We start from the raw sequence: 20717 nt of genomic DNA on the forward strand, positions 1-20717 counted from the left end.
CGTTCGAACGACCCCCTAAGCCTGCGGTTCGTGCCCCGAACATTTCTGCCGCAATGCGTAAGGGTTTGAGCCTGTTGCTTTACGATATGTAGGTGCAACCCAGCCTGGCGGAAATACTGGCGCTCCCGGTCCTGCAGGCGGGTGATCCTCAGGTGCTCGGCGGACCGCTGGACAGCCTCGTCCGGTGGGTGCACGTGTCGGACGTGTTCGATCTATCGGAATTGCTGCAGGGCGGCGAGCTCGTACTCACCACAGGCCAACCGCTGACCGACCCGAGCCTGTCCCACCGATACCTGCGAGGCCTGGCTGCGGCTGGGGCCATCGGCTTGATCGTCGAACTCAATGCGCGTCTGAGCTCGTTACCGGACGATATGGCCGAATTGGCCGATGCACTCGGTTTCACGCTGATTGTGCTGCACCGACCCATCAAGTTCGTCGAGGTCACCGAACACGTCCACCGATCGATCGTCGCCGAACAATACGAGGAAGCCGCATTTGCCCGGCACGTCCACGAGGTGTTCACCGCGCTGAGCATGAACCGCGCAACGCTGAGCGACATCACGGACGCGGTTGCCGATCTGCTCGGCGTCCCCGTCGTGTTGGAGGGTCTCAACAAGCAGGTGCTGGCCTTCGCGGCGATGGGTACGCCCGCGTCGACGCTGCTCGCGGACTGGGAACGTCGTTCGAGGCTGGCGCCGTCGGGCGCAGTGACCACTGTTGCCGGCCCGGAGGACTGGCTGATTTCGCAGGTGGGTCAGTACCGGGGCGAATGGGGTCGCTTGATCGTGCCGATGGCCGCGGCGACGCCGAAGGCCCGGATGATCATGGCGCTCGAACGAGCGGCGCAAGCTCTGGCACTGCACAGGATGGTCGAACAGGACAGGACAGCGTTCGAGCAGCAAGCCCAAAGCGGTTTGATCGACGAGCTGAGACGCGGTCGTATCCACGACGAAGCCGAGGCGACGACCCGTGCCCGTGCACTCGGCCTGTATCAGTCCTTGCTGTACGTACCGCTCACCGTGCGCGTCGCGGTCGCGGCGCCCAACAACGATCAAGTCCAGGCCCAGCGTCAGCAGGTCGCCATGAGCGATGCCATCCGACATGCGGTGGCATCTACGCGAAATACTGCGCTCACCGCGAGCCGAAGACCCGGGGAGATCGACCTCATTCTCGCGCCGTCGAAACAACAGCAGATCGACGACGCCCTCCAGAGCGCGTGCGCTGCAATCGAGTCGACGATTCTTCGTCTCGACGGCGTCACCAAGTGCGCGATCGGAGCCGGAGCCGCTTCCGTCCGGGTCATCGACGCGGCTGTCGGGTTGACCGACTCCGCTCATGTCGCGAGTGTCGCCCTGTCTATGGCGCCGAGCGGCAGAAGCTACTACCGAGCGACGGACATCAGGTTGCGTGGTCTGTTGGCGGCCCTTCGCGACGATCCGCGTGTGCAGGCGTTCGCCGAGTCGGAGCTGCGTGGGTTGCTCGACCACCGAGCACGCCACGGTGACGACTTGTTCGAGGTGTTGCGACAATTCCTCGATACCGCGGGGAACAAGACGGTTCTGGCTCGGAAGATGCACCTGTCGCGGCCGACGCTGTACGCCAAGTTGGCGTCGATTCAGCGGATCCTCGCCGTCGATCTGGAGGATGCCGAGTCGCGGACGTCGCTGCACGCTGCAATGCTCGTTCTCGACGTACCGCCCGTCGGCCTGAATCGCTAGTCGCCCTGGCATCGCATGATCTATGCGATGTGTAAATCTTGCGGTCGACTTTCTTACAGTGCGTCGGTGGACAACGACGCTGTCCCGGAGCAATGTTAGCGAGGTCACGTCGCACCGATAGCGGGCGTGTCAGTTGCTCTCCCCGGACTTTTTCGAAAGTAGCCTTATGAAATTGCACGTCGCAGGCCTTCAGACCGCGGGTACCCCGGCCGACATCGAGGCCAATCTCGCTGAGCTCGACGCGGCTGCGCTCGCCGCGAGCTCGCGGGGTGCAGAGCTGCTGATCACCCCGGAATTGTTCATCACCGGTTACGACATCGGTGATCGAGTGAAAGAGCTTGCGCAAGGCGATCTCGTGTCACCGGTGGCTCGGATCGCCACCCGTCACGGCATAGCGGTACTTGCAGGGTTTCCGGAGCTGGACCGCGACGGAACGCTGTACAACAGCGCAGTGTTCGTTGCACCGACGGGTGACATTCTGGGCTGTCACCGAAAGACGCACTTGTTCGGCGAGCTCGACAAGAAGTACTTCGCCGCTGGAGCCAACGCACCGACCGTTGTCGACTACAAAGGTGTTCGAATCGGCGTAATGATCTGTTACGACGTCGAATTCGCTGAAAGCGTCCGGATGGCAGCGCTCGCCGGCGCCGACCTCGTCGCGGTTCCCACGGCACAGATGCAGCCCTACGAATTCGTCGCCGAGTCCATAATTCGGGCGAGGGCTTGGGAAAACCAAATCTACGTCGCATACATCAACCACGACGGCGTCGAATCGAACACGGTCTACGTCGGCCGCAGCAGCATCGTCGCGCCGGACGCGACCGTCCTGGATTCCCTGGTCGACGGCAACGGACTGATATTTGCGGAAATCGATACAGCCGTAGTCCGCGAGGCGCAGCAGCTCAATCCCTATCTGACCGACCTACGCCCGTCACTCGATCCACATCGGGTCGCAGAATCCACGGAGGACCTCACATGAACGCACCGGAATCCAATACGACGCCACCTGTCGTCGAACAGGGGTCGTCCTCTGCGTCGCGCCGGCATCTGAAAGGTCAGCTGGGCGTGACCAGCATCGTGTTCATGGTGATCGCGGCTGCAGCGCCTCTGACAGTTATTGCCGGCAACGTTCCGATCGCGGTCGGACTCGGCCCCGGCGCCGGCGCCCCGGTCGGCTTCGTCATTGCCGCACTGGTGCTACTGGTGTTCGCAGTGGGGTTCGTTACGATGACGCCCTTCGTGGCAGAGGCCGGGGCATTCTTTTCCTACGTCACCAAAGGACTAGGCGCCCGTCTCGGGCTGAGTGCAGCCTTCGTCGCCCTAGTGGCGTACACGGCAATTCAAGTCGGAATCTACGGCTATCTGGGCTGGGCGATCGATGATCTGGTTCAGCATTACGGCGGCCCGTCGGCACCGTGGTGGGTGTGGTCGGTAGCGGTCTTGGCCTTCGTCGCCGTACTGGGTTATCGCCATATCGAACTCAGCTCGAAAATTCTGGGAGTCGCGCTGGTTCTCGAAATCCTCGTGGTAATCGTCCTCGACGTGGCCATCGTCGTTCAGGGAGGACCCGAAGGGATCGGTGCGACGTCGTTCACAATGGACGCTGTTTCCTCCGGGCCTATAGGAATAGCGGTGTTGTTCGCACTCACCGGATTCATCGGCTTCGAAGCAACCGCAGTGTTCCGGGACGAAGCACGAGATCCCGAGCGAACGATTCCCCGCGCCACCTACCTGGCTGTCGTCATCATCGGGGTGTTCTACGCAATCTCGTGCTGGGCGCTGGTGGAGGCGTGGGGGCCGAGTCAGGTGGCAGATGTTGCTCGGGCCGCTCTCGACAGTGGCGACAACATGCTGCTCGACACCGCAGGCATCTACGTCGGAGCAGTGGTACGTGACCTGATACAGGTGCTGCTGGTCACGAGCTTGATCGCGTGTGTGCTCTCGTTCCACAATGTGATCGCCCGCTACCAGTTCGCATTGGCGCGCAAGGGCGTTCTGCCCGAGCCTCTTGGCCGCGTCCATCATGCGCAGCACTCACCGTATGTGTCGTCCGTCGTGCAAAGCGTCACCGCATTGCTCTTCGTCGTCGCGTTCGCAGCAGTGGGACTCGAACCGTTGGTCGGGGTCTTCGGATCCATGGCAGGGGTGGCCACAGTCGGCATGGTCATCCTGCTTCTGTTGACCTCGGTTGCCGTCCTGGTGTTCTTCCGAAAGAACCCGGACGCACAGCGAGGGCGCGTTGTGTCGACTGTCGTTTTCCCTGCATTGGCGGTCTTGGGCTTGCTGGGGAGTCTTGGTCTCGTGCTCTCGAACTTCACCCTGGTGACCGGGCAGTCGGTCATGATCAGCGTCGGTCTGGCGCTGGTGCCGGTTGTGGCGTTCGTGGCCGGCCTCGTCCTCCGTCGTTCCAAGCATCTGTCCGAACGCAACGACACACTGTAGATCGACGCTTCACAAGGAATTCCACTGAGTATTGCGCAGTTTTCCATTCCGCTCTGGGCGGACCTCGCGGCAGTGTCGATCGGGGCGCTGCAGGGCGCGATGTTCGCCGCCAAATTCCATGATCGCCGTATCGACCTCCTCGGGATAGTGCTCGTAGGGACGTTCACCGGACTCGGCGGCAGTCTCATACGCGATGGTTTCCTGAATGTGACGCTGGCCGCATTGACCAACAATTGGTACTTGACCAGCGCACTTGTGGCGGCCCTGACTGGCATGTTCCTCGAGAGAATCATCTCGAGAATCGATCCCGTGGTTATCGCTCTCGACGCCCTGACCGTCGGTTTGTATGCGGCAATCGGTATGACGAAAGCACTGGGGAACGGGCTACCCGTCATACCGTCCACCTTCATCGGGGTCGCTGCAGCGGTGGGTGGCTCGGCGCTACGGGATATCTTCTTGGGCCTGCCCATCGCACTGATGCAGGTCGGGTCTTTGTACGCGATCGCGGCACTGCTGGGGACTGGCTCGTTGCTGGTGGTTGTCGCGGGAGGGGGGTCCGTCGTGTCGGGTGCGATTGCATGCACAGTGGTGACGACGACCATTCGTTTGTGCGCGGTGAAGTTCGGCTGGACCTTGCCGGAACAGCGCGCACTGATGATTGGTCGACGCGCACGACGTTGACGGACTAGCCCGTCACTCGAGACATCTCGCTTCCGACCTCGGTCAGAGGTCGTCGAGGGTGACGATGCCGTCCTGCAGGGCCCGGGCTACGAGCGCCGCTTTGGTCGGCGCCGGTCGGCCGACTCGGGTGTACTTGCCGCGAATCCGCGTCAGATGAGTGTTGACCGTTCCTAGCGCAATGTGGAGACGGGCCGCGACGTCGGTCTTGGAGTCACAATCCAACCACGCCTCGAGGACGGTAATTTCACGCTCGGTCAACCCGGGCTTGGCGTATGTCGGTGCAGGAGTTCCTACCGGCGCTGCTCCTGTCGGTGTTCGAGGAGCGTGCGTCGGCGCGACGGCCGAGCGCGGCCTCGGGCCGAGCGGGGATCGCAGAGTGGGCGCACTGTCGGGCGGCAAGATTCTCGGCTGTACGTGGGGTCGATGAGTGGTCAGCACCATCTGTGTCTCCTCGAGATATGCACGCGTTCCGGTGCGGCGTGGTCGTACCGTCACCCCGGCAGGCGTGTCGACCCAGTTGACGGCGTTGCCTTCTTTGCCACCGGCACACCCCTCGGATGCCGGTGCGCACCGGTGACACTGCCCCGGATGCAATCGGAACTACCGTCTGTGACCGTTGTGCAGCCGCCTGATACGCGGGTTGTTGAACTTGTTGCAATTTGAACACGGCCGCGAAGGCACTGCAACACAAACAATTTCGAGACAGGTCTCGATAATGGAGTGTCTCCAACAAGTGTCTTTAGTTTGAAGTAAAGCGAGCGGAAGGATCTCTACGGTTGATATAGTTCGGCGTCCAATTCGCTTCGTTCAAGTCCTGTAAAGGCGGTTGTCGTTGAACTTCAAGCCGACCCCGCGCGAGCACTTCCTTCGGGCTGGTTTCCGGCTTCTGGGTGAAGTCGATATGACCGATCTCGCGCGATCGCTGTCCATCTCTGCCGTCGTCGACGATGCCGGTCTGTCGCATCAGACTTTCCACAACACCTACCCCGGCAACTCCCGCGCGGGCGGTTCGGGCGGCAAGGAGGCGTTCGTCGCAGACCTGCTGGACAACCTCACCGTCGACTACACCGCACTCGACGCCGCCGCCCATCCGAAGACCGGATCGCGGGACGCGGCCACTCCACTGACCGATCTGTTCGAAGACCTGACCTCCGGGCTGATGAGGCGTCGCCTCGTCGCAATACTGCTTGCCGCCGACCACGACGGGGCCCGCAAGGCAGTCACTCCGGAATTCGAACGCTTCGACGCTGACTTCCGGACCGTGGTGGGCCAGGTGATCCAGTCTCAGGGAGGATCGGTGCGTCAACCCCTGTCGCTGACCGCCCTGTCCACGGTTCTCAGCGCACTCCTCGACGGACTGGCGCTCCGCGAGATGCTGACCCCGGGTTCGGTAACAGCCCGGGATGTCGCTTCCGCGACCGAATCGATCCTGCGGTGGGCGATCGACCCACTGCACTCGGACCGGAACGGCCCTATATCAGAACCCGGCGAACCGACCGCGGTCCCCGACACTCTCAGCCGCGATCTGGAGGCGGACGTCATCGCAGCCACTCAGGCGTTGTTCGTCGACAACGGGTACTTCTTGGTCACCCTGGCCGACATCGCCGCGTCGGCGCGGATTCGAGTCGAGGATCTCCGCCGTCTGTTCCCGAGCAAAGTCGATATCATCGTCGCCGCGCTGAAGCCGGAGTTCGATCGGGTTCTCCGTTTGCGCCGAGCCGACGAACGTCTGGGCGTGGAGCCTGCTATCGCGTTGCAGCGCACACTGGTTGCGTTGGCCGAATTCGTGGTGGGAAACAGGGAAATGAGCTCGGGAATGTTGTTGGCCTTGAGTTTCGAACAGTTCCAGCAGCCGAGCACGGTCACCACTGTGCTGGAGAACTTGTACCTGCCGTCGGCGGTCGTCCCGATTCTCGAGCGCGGACGCGAAGCCGGGGTATTCGGTGACGAGGCGCCGGTGGCCGAGGTTGCCGTCTTGCTCACCAACAATGTGCTCTTCCGGTGTTTGACGCGACCGACCGAGACAGCTGTCGACGTCGTCGACGGTGTGCTGCGTGTGTTGATGCCCGGTGTCGCGACGCGGGCGCAATGACCCCGAAGCGACAGCGCAGCCACAATCGTGGTGCGGTTGAATGAGTGTCCCCGCTGCAGGCTCTGTGCACTGGGATCGATTGAATCGCCTGTCGCAGCACCTGCTCGACGATATCGGCGTCCGCGGGGTCGGTGGCAGCGATACCGAAGACTGGTACGTGCGCCGCGACATCGAAGACGCCCTGTTGAACCGTACCCTCCGGGACGGATCCGAGCCGCAGATCGTCGTCGGTGAAGCCGGGCACGGGAAGTCGACCCTGTTGTGGTCCCTGCACCGAGCGCTCCGACAGCACGATCGGTATCCGCTGCTCGTCTCGGCGACATGGCTACAACGCGCCGATGACGGCACCCGCATCACCTCGACCGAGGACATCATGTCGGCGGTCACATCTCGTGCCGACGCGATCCTGCTTCTCGACACCGCAGATCTGTTGCTGCACAGTCCGTCTGCTCGCTACGACATCATCGACCTGATCAAGACGCTCGCACGGAGGGGAGTCCCGGTAGTTCTGACCACGAGACCGTTGGAGGGACTGAGCCTTCCATCGGACCTGGGGCACAGGGGCACCCTCGGCCCGTATTCCTCGGATTCCGAACTTCCCACCGCGATCGAGGCCTTGATCGCCGAGTTCTCCACCGATGGCTCGGTGGTGCCCGCGCACCCCGTCGCGGCGATCCAGTCCGCTCGCGCTCGCGGCACTCTCGTCGACGACGTCTGCACCAGCCCATTGCTGCTGCGACTGCTGTTCTCCTTGGCCGCACCGCAGTTCCCGCACCTCGAGCTCGATGTCACCGGCCTGTACAACCTGTTCTGGTCGCGTCGAATAGTCACCGATCAGCGCTCCGGACCTGACGTGCCTCCTGACGCTGCGGACGATCTGTCCGGCACTGCCGGCTTCCTGGCAATCGCCATGCTGGCCTTGGGAACTCCCGAACCGCCCGTCGACGTCCTTGTCCGGCGAGCCGCTCAGGCCGCGGCTTCGAGTGCGCACGCACTCGATGAGGCCGAACTTCATGGGCACGTTCGGACGTTGGCCCGGCGCGGTGTCCTCATCATTACCGACGATCGTGTTCGGTTTCTTCATCAAACGTTCTTCGAGTTCGCTGCAGCCAAGGGGCTCGCCGCTCGGGGCGCCGACAGCGAACTGCCCCGGTTGATCTCGCGACTGGCCGAGGCGCCGGATGATCTGTTCCTCGGCGCTGTTGTCGAACAGACCCTGATCATTCTCTGGGCCGACCTGATCGCACGACCCGCCGTGCACACGAGTTGTCGGGCGCTCATCGACACGAGACATCCGCACCTGATCTCGATCGCCATGACCGTCTGGGCGCATCACCCCGCAGTGCTCGAACTCACCGCCGACGTCGTCGTAGCCGTCACCGACGATCAGCTCCGCCGGTTCCTGCGGACCTTGCCCCGCGTCCACAGCCACACTGTGTTGGTCGCCGAGCATCTCCACCAGCTGTGGATTCAGCGGGCCGAGCTGCGCACCGCCATTGCCACCACTGCCGCATACCTTGTCGGACGCGGATCGGACGCGATCGCCTCCTTGGTCCACCGCACCGCAATGTATGCCGAACTCGCCGAGGCGCAGCAGTCTTACCTCCGTTCGAGTAGCGAACCCCGAGCCCTTCTTCGGAGCCTCGTCCCGGTCGCGCCGGATCTCGTCCGTGACGGGGTCATCGCGGTGATCAACGGTCTCACCGACCCCGCGACGCAGGCCAAGAAGAAGTCGACACGTCGGGGTAAGCATACCGTCGCTCGCTATCTGTACATGGTTGCCGATTCGTGGGACACACTGCAAGACAACGAGTTTCTCGAACATCTCCAAGATCTGGTCAAAGCTGTGCAGGACCGATCCGGGGACAGTGACGCAGAAGTCGTTCGGGATGCCCTCGCAGCCGTCATAGCTGCCGACGTCTATCGCGGACACCTCACGCCGGACTGGGAACGCGCCTGGCTCGTCTGGGTGAACGAGCTGTGCACGCGGCTCGAACACGAGGGCGGAGATCGCGATCCGATCGTCGGCGCACGCTTGATCGCAGTCGGTCTTGTTCTTCGGCGCCTTCACGATTCCCACCACGGCCGAGCTATCGACTCGACGCTCACCAGGTTGTTCGCGTTGTCCGGAGGCGCTGCACCGCGACAACTCGCCCGGGGCTGCCTGTCGCAAATCCTCGTCAGTGAGTCCCCAGCCCGAACCTCGCTGATCGCAGTCCTGTCGTCGCAACTCGACGGCCACCTGCCCGCCGAGCATCAGAACTTCACCCCAGGTGCCGGATTGTGGGCGGCCGTCACGCGACAGGTGTTGATGGATCCAGTCATTCCCGTGGACGTCGTCCACGACATCCTCTCCGCCTCGATCCGCACCTATGGCCACGATCCTCGCTTGTTCACCACCGGCAACTACCTGGTCGCGCTCGCCCCGGCAGCGATCGTCTGGGAGGAACCCGCCGCAGCCAGCGCTGCCGATGCCCTCTCTCGCATCGATGTGAGTGTGAAGCGGGACCGCCAGGCAGCGAATATCTTTCTGGACCACGCCCTCGATCGTGCCCACGAACTACCGGATCGACTCGTCGCCGCTGCATTGACCATCGCTCACCGTGTCGACCGGCCCGGCACGGTCAAAGATCTTCTCCTCCGGGAAGGCAACCACGCGAGTCTGCGGGCACACGCGACTCTGCTGCGGCACTGGACCGAACAGATGATCACAGGCAAAGACAGCAGCCAGCAAGCGGGCGCCGACATGCTCCGGTTGCTCATGCAACGCGACATCATCAACCCCACGATCGACGAACTCATCTCGTGGTTCGAGCAGTCGAGCAATCCAGAAGGCAAGGCGAACCTGCTCACTACCATCGGCATCAGCGCACGGCACGCGGGATCGACCGCATCAGCGATCACGTTGCTTTCACGGTTCGTCACGACGAGCAACGCCCCCGGGCCGGTGATCGCGTCCCACCCGGAGGTGCCATCTCAGCCGGTGGTCGTCGAGGCAGCAAGAAATGCCCTCCTCGAAACCATTGCACACCAACCGACGTCGTTCGTCGAGCAGTGGCCGACAGTCCACGTGCTGACGTTCGCGCCGCGACTCACCGGAACCTACGAGACCGATGTCGCCGGTGTTCGGCACCTCGCTCGATTCCTGCGCATCGAAGCGGAGACCGGGCAGATCGACGGGGCAATCGACCACCTCCGTATTACGTGCGAATCGTTGGAGCCGCTCGACAAGAACCTCCGTGTCAAGGCTTCCAACAAACTCAAAGGAGCAGTCACTGCAATCCTTCGCCGCGCCGATGACCGACACTACGCGCAGCTGGCATACCTCGTGCGCATTGCTCCACCGCAGACATCTGCACAACTGATCCACGGACTGCTCGATTCTGCGTTGTTCGCCGAGCGCGCTAGAGAATTCGGCCACCAACTCAACGTCATCCCTCGGGTCATCGGTGCCGGCACGTTTCACGAGATACTCACCCACCTCGACAGCACACCCTGGCCGGAACCGACCCGATCGGGACCCACAGGGCCTCCCGAAACCACCGGGCTACCGACCGTCACCGAGAACGATCTACGCCGAATTCGCGCGCGACAGGACCTGGAAGACCGGCGCCGAGACTTCGAACGAGCTACCGATGCCGCTTATCACGCAATCCGCCGGCGTGCCGACAGTAAGAACGATGCCCATCTCGGGCAAGCGCTGTTCGGAATCTCCCGTTCCGGTTTCTATCGCCTGAAGTCCGGGTCGAGCTGGGAGCCACCCGGACCGGATCTGTGTGCCGCGATCGATGCCCAAGGAAAGGCTATGGGCGAGAAACCCTTCGATCTCACGGCGCGGCAGCAGGCCTACGCCGCTGCGCTGCAGGAAGAAGACGATGCCCGGCATGCCCGGGACTGACCTGAACTTCCGCGACGTCGGAACGCGTTCGGCGATGTTCGCCCAGTGTTCTGCGTTTCTCGAGCATTCGAACAATGGCGGTCCGCGATCGGATCAACGGGTTCCCATCCGTGAGTCCCGTCCACCGCCCTCCACGGCAGCGGGCACGATCGAAAGGTGGTCCCGGCATGAACACGGCCGATCCACACGCCCCCGTACATGCAGCGTTGCAGCTCGTCCGCTCGATTGCGCTCGAGGTGCCCGCGTATCGCCGTCTGCTCCGCGAGCACGGCATCGAGATCGATTCGATCACCACGATGACCGACTTGGCGCAACTGCCCCCGACGTCGAAGGACACCTACCGGCGGATCAACGGCCTGGCCGATCTGCAGTCCGGACGTCCGGAAGATGTCGAAACGATCGCGAGCAGCGCCGGTTCTTCCGGCAAGCCGACGTTCTGGTCGCGTGGTCAGCGCAGTACGGACCACGGTGCAGCGATGTTCGGATACGTTCTGCGGGAGTGCGCCGATACCGAACACCGATCGACCCTCGCACTCGTGACGTTTCCTCTGGGGCCCTACGTCGGTGGTGCGTTCATGTACGCCATGCTGCTCGAACTCCGCAGGCGTGGACATCGGCTGTCGATCGCGACACCGGGAATGGATCCCGAGGCCGTCGCCGACGTGATATCCGAGGCCGGTGACGGCTACGAGCAGATTCTCATCTTCGCCTACCCGCCGATCGCACGGGACCTCCTCGACACCTACGGTGATCTTCTCCGGCGACACAACGTCGTAGTCATCGTCGGCGGTGAACCGGTCAGCGAAGCATGGCGCTCGCTCGTCCACGTCATGCTCGACGACCCGGACGGCGACCGTGTTCGCGTGGTGTACGGGGCGACCGACGTCGGATTCGTGGGATACGAAACAGCAGCCACGATCGCTGTTCGCGCGAGTGCAGCGGGCGACAAGGCTCTGAACACAGTGATGTTCGGGAGCGACTACACCGCAGGGGAGCTCGTGCAGCAACCCGCGTTCGTACAGTACGAGCCGGAATTCACCTACATCGAAGTCGATTCCGACGGCTACCTCCTCTTCACCGTCGGGGGAGTGTTGCCGCTGGTGCGCTACCGCGTGAACGACCGCGGAGAAACCCTCACCGGCAATGACATTCGCGAACGACTCGCGCACGCCGGATACGCTGCGCTCGCTGACGGCATCGATCCGAACGGGTCGTATCTGCTCGTCCATGGGCGCACCGATGTCGCCGCGATCTACAGTGCAGTCAACATCTACCCTGACTACTTCCGGCCGGCCGTCGAACACATCTCATTGACCACGAGGTTGACTGGACGGTTCATTGCCCGATGCGAGGTCGACAGTGACCAACGTCAGACGCTGACCCTCGATGTGGAACTTCGATCTCAGCAACGACCCGACGCCGAGACCGCTGAACACGTGAAGCAACTCTCCATCGCCAGCTTGCGGCAGCTGAGCGCGGAATACCGCATCGTCCACGACCAGAAAGGCGAAGCAGCAGAGCCCGTCGTTCGTCTCCAGCCGTTCCGATCCGATGGTTTCGTCACCGGCGGTAAGCAGAAGTCGGTCCAGTAGCGCGTTGCCGTTCGATGCGCGCACCGCACCCGGCCGAGGATGCGATGCGCGCATCGGGCGTGTGGACCGCCTAGCGGAATCGGTGTTTCGGCGCCCACCGGACCTGGGGGATAATCGACCATGCGCTCGCGAGGGAAGATCATCGATGCCACGCTGGGGCTGATTGCCGAGTCGGGCTTCGAAGCGGTCACGATTGCGGCGGCTGCACGTGCAGCGGGCGTCTCCAGGCAGACCGTCTACACGATATTTCGAACTCGCGAAGACCTGGTTTCTCAAGCGATGACCGGTGTGCTCGTCGACTTGGTCGGCGGCATCGAAGCACGCGTCGGCAAGGCAGAAACGTCGTCCGAGTTCATCGTCGAACTGATCGTCGCCGGTCGTGACGTGCTTCATCGGGACCCGGTTCTGCGTTCGTTGCTGCACTTACGAGAGGGCAACCCTCTGTTCGATCCGGGCATGATGGGCCGCGCCAGACCCGTCGTGCGGCGCTTCCTCGACGTGCTTGTCGAGCGCGATCCGGGCTTGACTGCGGCGGAACTCGACGACGTTTCCGACATCGTCGTACGGGCGGCCCTGTCGGTGGTGTTGTTCGACGACCCGTCGATCCACGAGGACGATGATCTCCGCCGCTATCTCGCCCGTTGGTTGGTGCCTGTTCTACCGTTCGATTCGCAACCCAGAATCCCCAAAAGTTGACACTTGTGCCGGATAGTGTCTAGTTTTCCCTCCGGGGAAGTGATTCACGTCTCCGTGCTTGCCCGAGCTTGGAAACGTGGGGGGAACGTGTCAACTATCAACCGCCGTACTTTTCTGTCCGCAGTCGCTGCTGCTGGTGTGACGGTCTCCGTCGCAGGTGCCGCGCAAGCGAAGCCGGGCGGGCGCCGTGCGCCGATCCCTCTTACCCGCGAGGACCACCGAGTGATCGTCATCGGGTCGGGGTTCGGCGGAGGTGTCGCAGCGTTGCGTTGTGCAGAGGCCGGCGTTCCTGTTCTTGTTCTGGAGCGCGGGAAGCGCTGGCCGACAGGGCCGAATTCCGAGACGTTTCCGCGCGCAACAGCTCCGGACAAGCGACTCCTGTGGCATTCGTCGAGCCCCAACCTCTTCGGTCGGCCCATTCCGTTCGACCCGTACGTCGGATTGATCGAGGCTGTTGCGGGCGAGAACATGACCGCGCTGTGTGCGGCGGGTGTGGGTGGCGGATCCCTGGTGTATCAGGGGATGACCCTTCAGCCGACTCAGGCGGTGTTCGAGGAACACTTTCCGTCCGCGCTCGACTGGGCGATGATGAACCGAGTTCACTACCCGCGGGTGGCTCGGATGCTGCAGCTGCAGCAAGCGCCCGACGCCTTGGTCGACACACCCAACTACAAAGCCGCACGGGTGTTCGCGGACAACGCACGACGGGCTGGACTGCCGGTATCGAAGATCCCGATGCCGATCGACTGGAACTTCGCCTTGGACGAGACCCGGGGTCTGATGAAACCGTCGTACACCAACGGCGACGGTGCCATGGGGGTCAACAACGGCGGCAAGCATTCCGTCGACGTCACCTACATTGCGGCCGCAGAGGCGACGGGCCTGGCGACCGTGGCGACCCAGCACAACGTCACCGGTATCGAACGTGCCGCCGACGGTCGCTGGATCGTATCGGTGGACAGGATCGATTCCGACGGAACGGTTCTGGAGAACAAGATACTGACCACGAGCGCACTCATCATGGCAGCAGGTAGCCTGAACACCACCAAAATGCTGGTGCGCGCTGCCGCCAACGGTTCCATTCCCGATCTACCCGACGATGTGGGGCATGGCTGGGGAACCAACGCCGACCGCATCTACGTGTGGACGAGTTTCGAGCAGGAGTTCGGTGCACCGCAAGGTGGTCCTGTGGTGTTCGGCAGCCTGAACTGGGACGACCCTCGTTCGGCGCACACGGTCATCCAAGCGTCGCTACCTCCCGTGTCGTTCGATGCACGTAGCACCATGCTCGTGGGCTACGGAGTCAGCAACGGGCGCGGCCACTTTCGATACGATTCCGCACGAGACGAGGCCGTGCTGCAATGGCCGGCAGATGGCGATTCGGTCATTCAGAACGGTTCGATCGATCCGACGGTTCGACGGATCGCCGGATCGGGCAGCGTCCTCACCGATACGAATGCGCTGTTTCCCTCGACCTGGCATCCGTTGGGCGGAGCGAACATGGGGTCGGTCTGCGATCTCGACGGCCGTGTACACGGACAACGTGGGTTGTACGTGCTCGATGGCGCGTTGATGCCCGGCAACACTGCAGCCTGCAACCCATCCATGACCATTGCCGCAGTCGCCGAACGCGCGATGGGCAACATCGTCGCTCGCGACATCGGCACCATTATTTGAGATTGCCACTCTCCGAAATTCGACGATGAAGGACGAGAAGAACATGCATCGGTACGGACGAAGGTTGCCGGCTCTCGTCGGCGGTCTTCTTGTGATCGTTTCGACCTCGGCCCTGGGTGCGGGAACAGCGAGCGCCGACCCAGTCGACGACTTCTACATTCCGCCGGCGTCGATTGCCGACGCCCCGGGGACAGTTGTTCGCACGCAGCCGATGTCGTTGTTCGTATCTTTGCCGGGCACGAACGGGGCCTACCCGGCGAACGCCGAGCGGGTCATGTACACCTCGCAGACCGAGGATGGTGTACCTGTCGGGGTGACGGGAACGTACATCGCCACCGACGTGCCGTGGAGTGGAGCCGGCCCTCGTCCGACGATCGTCGTCGCACCGGGAACAGTCGGGCAGGGAGATCAATGTGCTCCATCGAGGGCATTCCCGACTTCGGCAAACATTGTAGCGCAGCCACTTTCGGCTTCGTTCAATCAGGAGTTGCTGTCGTCGACCCTGTGGGGTTCGATGGGCGCGAACGTGTTCGTGACCGACTACATCGGACTGGGGACGCCCGGGGTGCACACATATGTGAACAGGGTGGAGGAGGCTCACGCGGTTCTCGACGGCGCCCGTGCAGCCAATGAGCTCTCGGGTAATCCCGGTGCGCCGATCGGGATTTGGGGATACTCCCAGGGCGGTGGTGGCGCTGCCGCTGCAGCCGAGATGGCCGAGACGTATGCGCCGGAACTCGACATCAAGGGCACGTGGGCGGGTGCGCCTACCGCGAATCTACTCGATGTGTTGGGTACCGTCGACGGGAACCTGATCGGCGGCGTCATCGGCTATGCCTTGAACGGATTCCTCGAGCGTAGCCCCGAACTGAGGGCCCCCGTGAACGAACGGTTGAATGACCGCGGCCGGGCAATCCTCGACGAGTTGTCGACACAGTGCATCGGTGACACCATCCTCTCGCACCCGTTCCTGCGCACCGAATCGTTGACCGCAGACGGCAAGTCGATGCTCGACAATCTGGAGTCGATTCCCGAGGTCGGGCTGATTCTAGAAGAACAGCGCATCGGCCGTGGCACTCCATCCGCGCCGGTGATGATCACCAGCGGACTGAACGATGACACTGTGCCGTACGGGCAGGCCAGGCAGTTGGCGACGGACTGGTGCGAACGGGGAGCGTCTGTGGAGTTTCGAACGAATCCACTGCCCCCAATTCTCCCGGGTGCCGTCCTGCCGAACCATTTCGGACCGCAACTGATCGACGGCTACGGCGGGGAAGCGAGCCGATTCTTGATGGATCGGTTCGCCGATGTTCCGGTCACGGCCTGCACTGTCGACTGACCTGAGGGATCAGTCGACACGCCGTAGATATTCGATCGCCTTCGCCTGTGCTCGATCGGACTCCGGGTGGGTGTAGAACGCGAAATGTGTACCCCGATCCAAAGTGAGCAATTCGGAACCGGCGATCCCTGCGTGCGCGTTTGCGCTGTTCTCCGGAAGTACGTCCGAATCGGCACTGCCCTGCACCAGCAGTGTTGGGATGCTGATCGAATCCCACCCCGGGTCGCTGCTCTTGGCGAACTGGACCAGGTCGTTGTCCCAGCCCGCTTTCCGGCTACCAGCCTGAGAGGCGGTCAGCGCCATATCGAGCACGAATTGCTTCTTCGTTTCGTCGGAGGCGATGTACTTCACGTGCTCGTCGAATTCGTCACCGCTCAGCGAGCTTTCATCGGACACGGCACCCTGGATCACCTGCAACGGCTGATGCGCGACGAGTTTCTTCATCAGCCAGTCACCGATTCTGGTTGTCTGGAAGATCCGCGACGACAAGTCGGGCGTCGGATTCACCCACTGCTCACTCAAACACGCGATCGCCACCAACGCGCCCGCTCTCTGCGGATGCAGTGCTACGAACCTGTACGCCGACGGCCCACCCCCCGACCAGGCCAGGACGCCGACCTTGCCGATGCCGAGTTCGTCCAACAAGGCAGCATACAAATCCGCCTGGTCGTCAGGGGTTCGGCGGTCACCGAGTTCGGTGCCGAGATACCCGGGGCGCGAGAGCAAGATCGCCTGAAATTCATCGGTCGGGAGAAGACGAGACATTGCTTCGGCCGCATCGATTCCGCCGGGCGAACCGTGTAGTACCAATACCGGCGTACCTGTTCCACGGATTGCGTACTCGATCGGTCCGCGAGTGGTGTTCGCTGTGTCCACGCCGGTCGGCTGCGCCATGGGTCCTCTTCCGATAATCGGTGGGTAGCGATCAAAACTACCGATTCTTCGTTGCTGACGCCTCGCCCGAATCGTGTGATCCCGGCTCGCCCCAGACCGCTTGAAAGGTCCATCCATCCGTTTGGGTCGTATGGATGGACCTTTCAAGCGGTGGTGGCCGGGCGCCTTTGCCCATTTGGATGCCAACAGTGAGGACCTTGTGCCCTCGGCGGGGAGGTGTGGAAATGCGAGCATCGTTGTCGGGTCAGGGCCTATTGTCGAGATCGGGGATTCATCGTGAGACCATCGCCGCTGAGTTTGGCCGTCACGACGGGTTCGCTCATCGCCTGTGTGTTCGTCGGTGCACCATTGCTGATGTTGGCTGTGGTCGGTCTCGTGGCAGGAACGCAGGGTTTCATCGTCCTGTTGAGCATGACCTCCGGGTGGCCAGTGTGAACGACAATCATGCCGTAATGGTGTCGTCCGCGTCGCAGGGTGCGGGCCGACGATCTTCGGCCCATCATTCGATGCCCGTTGACGAGATGCTCGCGTTCGCGCATCGCTGGTATCGGCATGGCGGTGGGCCACCAGCAGAGATTATCGCCCGCTTCGGGATCGACGCCTCGAGCTTCTTCGGCGTGCTGCTGGGCCACCTCGATCATGTACCGGCGACCGCATTCGATCCATCCGAGTTGGAGGAGATGAAACGGGTTGCACGGAAACGTATTTGGCTCGGTTGTTGAGATCGTAGGGAGGTCGCTACCGTGAGCGACAGTGCAACCGAAGTCGACGCCCGTGGCCTGACTGATCGGTGGATTGTTGCCTGCGGTGTTGCAGAAGCAATTGGAATGACCGCTGCAGCGACAGCCGCGAAGTCGACGCAATTGTTGTCCGATCGAATCGGCGTCAACCTTGGCATGGCAATTGCCCTCGCTGTCGTCGGTGGCATCGTCGAGGGCGCCGCGTTGGGTACAGCGCAAGCAATCGTGTTGGTCCGCCTCTTCCGGCGGCTGAATGTCCGGCGGTGGGTGTGGGTCACCACCGTGATCGCGGGCGTTGGTTGGGCCGGTGCGTCGTTGCCGTCGGCGATGTCGTCGGACAGTGAATCGAGCGCTCCTCCGATCGCCCTGATCGTCCTCGGGGCTCTTGCGCTCGGAGCAGTGATGGGAATTCTCCTCGGCAGCGCGCAGGCGTGGGTGCTCGATCCGGTGGTGGACCGCGCTCGGCGTTGGATAGTGGCGAGCGCTGCTGGATGGGCCCCCGCGATGGCGGTGATATTCGTCGGTGCAGGCCTGCCGGAAGCCGACTGGTCGTTCGCGGCCGTCGCCGCCGCCGGCGCGCTCACTGGAGCGGTCGCCGGATGTGTTCTCGGCGCCTGTACCTGGTACTTCGTGCCCGCGCTCGGTCACGCTCCGAACAGAAATACTCCCAGCGTCGGACGGCGCTTACGAAGGAGGGTCGGGCACAGTGGGTGACCGACCCAGCCGGGATCCGGCGAAGGCTGCGAATGCGACCGTGATCAGAGCCCCGAGGACTATCGCCGGGGCTTCTCCCGGTAACAGCAGGTCGAGTTGCGTACCCAATGTCACGGCGGAGACAGGTACGCCCAATTGAGCTGCGGCCAGAATGCCCAGCGCGGCTCGCTGCTTCGTGACTCGCATCGCGGCATGTACGGCAACGGCGCCGAGTCCCAATACAAGTCCCAATCCGATCATCGAGGGGTGCGCGCCGAGTGCCCGCAAATCGAGCGACATACCCAGCCACACGAAGTACAAGGGTCCGAGAAATCCTTCGGTGATGGCAAATAGTTGGTGAGCGAGGCGACGTGGTTCTCCGATGGCGGCCACAGCCAAACCGAAACTGAAGCCGGCCAACATGATCGATACATGTGTGTAGACGGCGATCGCGCTGAGGGCGAAGAGGATGGCCAGGTTGATTCGTAGCTCGAGAGCGAACTTCCTCTTCGTCGACAGTCGATGGATTCGCCGCCGAACACCAGTTGCGTCGTAGTGTCGAAGGATCAGGAATACCACGAGTGCGGCAGCGATCACGGCGGCCGCACCGAGCGCTGCGCGTCCTGCGTGGGGCGGGTCGATCGCCAGTGGCACCGCCACGATGCACACGGCGTCGGCGAGGGCGATCTGCGGAAACAAGGGTAGAACCGAAGGACCGGTCAACTTTTCCGATTCGACTATCGGCATGATGATTGCGGCCGATGACGACGCCATCAATACCGCGTACAGACCCACCCGATCGACGTCGAACGTCGTACAGATCAGCCACGCCAAGCCGGTGGAGACAACACCGACCGACACGGCCCGGGCTGCGCCGATCCGGAGCCCGGACTTCAGACGCGGATCGCGGACCGGCACGTGGCTTCCCGCTACGAACATCACCAGCGCGAAACCGATCTCGGCGAGGAATGTGACTGTGGGATCGTCTGCGGAGACCAGGCTGACTCCCGAGTGCCCGACGGCGACTCCGGCGGCGAGTTCGCCGAGTATCACCGGCAGACTGAGGCGGCTCGGCAGTGCCAGTAGCGGACCGAGCAGGCCGACCGTCGTGATCAGAGCCAACGCCGCGAAACTCACGTGATTGCCCCTCCCACGGTGAGAGCCGCTGCCCTGATTGCCGCTGCCCTGATTGCCGCTGCCGTGATTGCCGCTGTGGTGGGGGACTTCTGGCCGGTGCGCATCATCGTATTGCCTAGACAGGGGATCGCGCTGGCATCGAATGTCCCTGAAATAGAGGACTTAGGTCTCGCGGCCGACGACATCCGCGCTGTCCAAGCGATCGAGCATGTCGACCGCAGCTCGGGCGTACTGCCCGATCCAGCGGTCCGAGATGCGCTTGATGGGTAGAGGTGCGAGGGCCAGATGACGCTCGCGACCCACCTTTCGGCCCGTCACGAGCTCTGCGGCTTCGAGCACCCGCAGATGCTGCAGCACCGTGGTCCTATCGATCTCCGAAAGCTGCGCGCACAGTTCTCCGGTCGTTCGAGGGGCCTCCTTCAGTAGGTCGAGCATGCGCCGACGAATCGGCGACGCGAGAGCTTTGAACACCCGGTCATCGTCGTCACCGCTCTTGCGCAATTCGTCCTTCATGTTGTAAAAATACAACATGAATGACGAATTGAAAGAACTCTCTTTCACCGTGTCGGGTCGGATCGCACGCCCCATCGCCGCTGTCTACGAAGCCGTCGCCGATCCGCAGCAGCTCTCCAAGTACTTCACTACCGGTGGCGCGCGCGGTCGGCTTGAAACGGGCAGCGAGGTGACCTGGGATTTTCATGACTTCCCGGGAGCTTTCCCGGTGTACGTGGTCGACGCTCAGCCGCCTAACCGTCTTGTCATCCGTTGGGCCGGCGAAGCATCAGCGTCCGAGGACGGTATGACCACGACGACGTTCGAATTCGAATCCATCGACGACGGAGCTCGCACCCTGGTGACGATCACCGAGTCGTCATGGAGGGCTACCCCTGACGGGGCGACCAACGCCTTCGGAAACTGCGAGGGTTGGACTGGGATGCTCGCGGCGCTCAAGGTCTGGGTCGAGCACGGAATCAATTTGCGAGACGGGTTCTACCAGTAGGTCCAGGCCATCGGTGAGCTCTCGGCCGCAGTCGGTAACGATTCCGTCGACCATGTGACCGAAGTTGTGCATGGTGCGCCTGGTTCGTAGATACTGCATCGGTGACGCTGCCGAGTCG

At 62.7% G+C, this 20717-nt stretch carries 18 protein-coding genes; 14 read left to right on the top strand and 4 right to left on the bottom strand.

The window, feature by feature from the left end:
• Positions 1-92: 92 nt before the first annotated feature.
• From ACODSO_RS14175 to ACODSO_RS14190, 4 genes are all read left to right on the top strand, one after another.
• Positions 93-1718 (top strand): PucR family transcriptional regulator, encoded by a 1626-nt coding sequence (locus ACODSO_RS14175; RefSeq protein ID WP_489037433.1) that lies wholly within the window; start codon positions 93-95, stop codon positions 1716-1718.
• Between the two features lie 166 nt (positions 1719-1884).
• On the top strand, positions 1885-2697 hold the full coding sequence (locus ACODSO_RS14180) for a carbon-nitrogen hydrolase family protein (RefSeq protein WP_068370702.1): 813 nt from the start codon (positions 1885-1887) through the stop codon (positions 2695-2697).
• The gene (locus tag ACODSO_RS14185; RefSeq protein ID WP_231912389.1) at positions 2694-4160 is read left to right on the top strand and encodes an APC family permease; all 1467 of its coding nucleotides are present in this window, start codon (positions 2694-2696) and stop codon (positions 4158-4160) included. The genes ACODSO_RS14180 and ACODSO_RS14185 overlap by 4 nt, the downstream gene beginning before the upstream one ends.
• Positions 4161-4205: 45 nt before the next feature.
• The gene (locus ACODSO_RS14190) at positions 4206-4841 is read left to right on the top strand and encodes a trimeric intracellular cation channel family protein (RefSeq protein ID WP_489037487.1); all 636 of its coding nucleotides are present in this window, start codon (positions 4206-4208) and stop codon (positions 4839-4841) included.
• Positions 4842-4883: 42 nt separating this feature from the next.
• On the opposite strand, the gene ACODSO_RS14195 is transcribed toward ACODSO_RS14190, so the two are convergent.
• A complete protein-coding gene (locus ACODSO_RS14195) occupies positions 4884-5282 on the bottom strand; it encodes a helix-turn-helix domain-containing protein (RefSeq protein WP_489037434.1) in 399 nt (132 codons plus the stop codon).
• A 391-nt stretch (positions 5283-5673) separates the two neighbouring features.
• Between ACODSO_RS14195 and ACODSO_RS14200 the strand changes: the two genes are divergently transcribed.
• From ACODSO_RS14200 to ACODSO_RS14225, 6 genes are all read left to right on the top strand, one after another.
• Complete coding sequence (locus ACODSO_RS14200) at positions 5674-6933, top strand: hypothetical protein (protein ID WP_489037435.1); 1260 nt, start codon at positions 5674-5676, stop codon at positions 6931-6933.
• 40 nt (positions 6934-6973) lie between these two features.
• Positions 6974-10831: an NACHT domain-containing protein gene (locus tag ACODSO_RS14205; protein ID WP_068370684.1), complete on the top strand. Its 3858-nt coding sequence runs from the start codon at positions 6974-6976 to the stop codon at positions 10829-10831.
• 167 nt (positions 10832-10998) lie between these two features.
• Positions 10999-12423 (top strand): phenylacetate--CoA ligase family protein, encoded by a 1425-nt coding sequence (locus ACODSO_RS14210; protein WP_068370680.1) that lies wholly within the window; start codon positions 10999-11001, stop codon positions 12421-12423.
• 120 nt (positions 12424-12543) lie between these two features.
• Entirely contained in the window at positions 12544-13119 is a 576-nt protein-coding gene (locus ACODSO_RS14215; RefSeq protein WP_068370678.1) for a TetR/AcrR family transcriptional regulator, read from the top strand.
• Between the two features lie 87 nt (positions 13120-13206).
• Positions 13207-14796 (top strand): GMC oxidoreductase, encoded by a 1590-nt coding sequence (locus ACODSO_RS14220; protein WP_489037436.1) that lies wholly within the window; start codon positions 13207-13209, stop codon positions 14794-14796.
• Between the two features lie 25 nt (positions 14797-14821).
• A complete protein-coding gene (locus tag ACODSO_RS14225; protein WP_082897621.1) occupies positions 14822-16135 on the top strand; it encodes a lipase family protein in 1314 nt (437 codons plus the stop codon).
• 9 nt (positions 16136-16144) lie between these two features.
• Here ACODSO_RS14225 and ACODSO_RS14230 read toward each other — a convergent pair whose 3' ends face one another.
• Positions 16145-17029, bottom strand: coding sequence for an alpha/beta fold hydrolase (locus ACODSO_RS14230; RefSeq protein ID WP_489037437.1), 885 nt, complete (start codon positions 17027-17029; stop codon positions 16145-16147).
• A gap of 276 nt (positions 17030-17305) precedes the next feature.
• Between ACODSO_RS14230 and ACODSO_RS14235 the strand changes: the two genes are divergently transcribed.
• The 3 genes from ACODSO_RS14235 (at position 17306) to ACODSO_RS14245 (ending at position 18483) form a co-directional block, all read left to right on the top strand.
• Positions 17306-17464 carry a hypothetical protein gene (locus tag ACODSO_RS14235; protein ID WP_156520224.1) on the top strand — a complete coding sequence of 53 codons (159 nt, stop codon included), beginning with the start codon at positions 17306-17308 and terminating at the stop codon, positions 17462-17464.
• 71 nt (positions 17465-17535) lie between these two features.
• Positions 17536-17751, top strand: coding sequence for a DUF3263 domain-containing protein (locus tag ACODSO_RS14240; protein ID WP_082897623.1), 216 nt, complete (start codon positions 17536-17538; stop codon positions 17749-17751).
• A gap of 21 nt (positions 17752-17772) precedes the next feature.
• Positions 17773-18483 carry a hypothetical protein gene (locus ACODSO_RS14245; RefSeq protein WP_156520223.1) on the top strand — a complete coding sequence of 237 codons (711 nt, stop codon included), beginning with the start codon at positions 17773-17775 and terminating at the stop codon, positions 18481-18483.
• Here ACODSO_RS14245 and ACODSO_RS14250 read toward each other — a convergent pair.
• Both ACODSO_RS14250 and ACODSO_RS14255 read right to left on the bottom strand, forming a co-directional pair.
• Positions 18454-19599: a cation:proton antiporter gene (locus ACODSO_RS14250; RefSeq protein WP_068370667.1), complete on the bottom strand. Its 1146-nt coding sequence runs from the start codon at positions 19597-19599 to the stop codon at positions 18454-18456. The genes ACODSO_RS14245 and ACODSO_RS14250 overlap by 30 nt on opposite strands.
• 162 nt (positions 19600-19761) lie before the next feature.
• Complete coding sequence (locus tag ACODSO_RS14255; RefSeq protein ID WP_442971325.1) at positions 19762-20112, bottom strand: ArsR/SmtB family transcription factor; 351 nt, start codon at positions 20110-20112, stop codon at positions 19762-19764.
• Positions 20113-20128: 16 nt separating this feature from the next.
• On the opposite strand from ACODSO_RS14255, the gene ACODSO_RS14260 reads away from it, so the two are divergent.
• Entirely contained in the window at positions 20129-20599 is a 471-nt protein-coding gene (locus tag ACODSO_RS14260; protein ID WP_068370663.1) for an SRPBCC family protein, read from the top strand.
• Positions 20600-20717: the final 118 nt, after the last annotated feature.

It is taken from the genome of Rhodococcus sp. FG69, from assembly GCF_057808915.1.

Coding starts and splice junctions, on each gene's coding strand:
- ACODSO_RS14180 (WP_068370702.1), top strand. CDS start 1,885: ATGAAATTGCACGTCGCAGGCCTTCAGACCGCGGGTACCCCGGCCGAC.
- ACODSO_RS14210 (WP_068370680.1), top strand. CDS start 10,999: ATGAACACGGCCGATCCACACGCCCCCGTACATGCAGCGTTGCAGCTC.
- ACODSO_RS14255 (WP_442971325.1), bottom strand. CDS start 20,112: ATGAAGGACGAATTGCGCAAGAGCGGTGACGACGATGACCGGGTGTTC.
- ACODSO_RS14225 (WP_082897621.1), top strand. CDS start 14,822: ATGAAGGACGAGAAGAACATGCATCGGTACGGACGAAGGTTGCCGGCT.
- ACODSO_RS14215 (WP_068370678.1), top strand. CDS start 12,544: ATGCGCTCGCGAGGGAAGATCATCGATGCCACGCTGGGGCTGATTGCC.
- ACODSO_RS14195 (WP_489037434.1), bottom strand. CDS start 5,282: ATGGTGCTGACCACTCATCGACCCCACGTACAGCCGAGAATCTTGCCG.
- ACODSO_RS14185 (WP_231912389.1), top strand. CDS start 2,694: ATGAACGCACCGGAATCCAATACGACGCCACCTGTCGTCGAACAGGGG.
- ACODSO_RS14230 (WP_489037437.1), bottom strand. CDS start 17,029: ATGGCGCAGCCGACCGGCGTGGACACAGCGAACACCACTCGCGGACCG.
- ACODSO_RS14205 (WP_068370684.1), top strand. CDS start 6,974: ATGAGTGTCCCCGCTGCAGGCTCTGTGCACTGGGATCGATTGAATCGC.
- ACODSO_RS14260 (WP_068370663.1), top strand. CDS start 20,129: ATGAATGACGAATTGAAAGAACTCTCTTTCACCGTGTCGGGTCGGATC.
- ACODSO_RS14240 (WP_082897623.1), top strand. CDS start 17,536: ATGCCCGTTGACGAGATGCTCGCGTTCGCGCATCGCTGGTATCGGCAT.